2 protein-coding genes are annotated in these 1,215 nt (G+C 37.0%); both read right to left on the reverse strand.

All coding sequences use genetic code 11. The annotated features are described in order from the left end of the window. Positions 1 to 151: 151 nt before the first annotated feature. On the reverse strand, positions 152 to 424 hold the full coding sequence (locus tag P7J58_RS11245; protein WP_105146714.1) for a YlbG family protein: 273 nt from the start codon (positions 422 to 424) through the stop codon (positions 152 to 154). Between the two features lie 116 nt (positions 425 to 540). Beyond that, positions 541 to 1,131, reverse strand: a complete 591-nt coding sequence (locus P7J58_RS11250; protein WP_014638366.1) for an ATP-dependent Clp protease proteolytic subunit — start codon at positions 1,129 to 1,131, stop codon at positions 541 to 543. Positions 1,132 to 1,215 lie beyond the last annotated feature (84 nt).

A 1,215-nucleotide genomic window follows, 5' to 3' on the forward strand; every position in this document is an offset into this window, starting at 1 on the left:
TGAAAAATAGGGGTAAAAAACCTCCTTTTTGTGCGCCCTAAATACAAAAACTATTCCCGTTTTGTCATGAACTGCTCAGACGAGAATAGTTTCTTTAGCTGCTTAAATGCTTAACTTAATGCCATTGGGGATACATACCTGCTAATTCCGACTATCCTACAACTGATTGTTCTTCATCTCTCGATAGATTACCTACAAAGTTTTGGTCTAATTCCTTAATGTATGAAGGAACCACTGTTTTTACAAAACGTTCCTTTTTCAATTTTAATATGGTAGCTTCTACTAGTTCTTGGTCCATATACACCAAAACATATCGCAAGCGTTTGGAATGGTAAATCATATCACCATATTGACTGAGTTTCCGTGCATCACGATTATAATGCAAGTAAATGGTTAAACATGTGCGTAACTGTTTCTCAAACATGATTTCTCCTCTTAAATAGCTCTCTGTTTATTATACAATTTTAATATAAAAATGAAAAGCTAGAGTATGTTCAAATAAAAAAGAGATGAATCAATCACCTCTTTCAAGTTATACAGTTATTTTACTTTCGTATTGTCCATAATTTGGTCAATAAATCCGTATGCTAATGTTTCTTCAGCTGTCATCCAGTAATCGCGTTCTGCATCCTTGTGGATTTGTTTCACTGTTTTTCCTGAATTGTCAGCCAAGATTTTTTCTAATTTGTTACGGGTTTTTAATAGGTGTTCTGCTGCAATAGCCATATCTGTTTGCTGAGTGCCACCACCAGTTCCACCCATTGGCTGGTGAATCATGTATTCCGCATTTGGCAACATGAAACGTTTGCCCTTGGCACCGCTTGATGCAATGATGGTTCCCATGCTCGCAGCTGTTCCCATAACGATGGTTTGAACATCAGCTTTAATGAAATTCATCGTGTCTACAATGGCAAGACCTGCTGACACCGACCCTCCTGGCGTATTAACATAGAGGTAAATATCCTTTGTAGGGTCTTGAGCATCAAGGAAAAGCAATTGTGCAATGATAGAGTTTGCCATGTTGTCCTCAACTGGTCCTGTCAACATGATAATGCGGTCTTTCAAAAGGCGTGAGTAAATATCATAAGAACGCTCACCACGGCTAGTTTGTTCAATAACTACTGGAATCATAAAATTACTCCTCGTAAAATAAGTTTATGGGGATTTTTCAACCCCAAATTTTTAACAATTGTAATAACATTAACTTGACTATTG

This window comes from Streptococcus suis, assembly GCF_046032535.1.
Taxonomy (GTDB): domain Bacteria; phylum Bacillota; class Bacilli; order Lactobacillales; family Streptococcaceae; genus Streptococcus; species Streptococcus suis_AK.

Coding starts and splice junctions, on each gene's coding strand:
- P7J58_RS11250 (WP_014638366.1), bottom strand. CDS start 1,131: ATGATTCCAGTAGTTATTGAACAAACTAGCCGTGGTGAGCGTTCTTAT.
- P7J58_RS11245 (WP_105146714.1), bottom strand. CDS start 424: ATGTTTGAGAAACAGTTACGCACATGTTTAACCATTTACTTGCATTAT.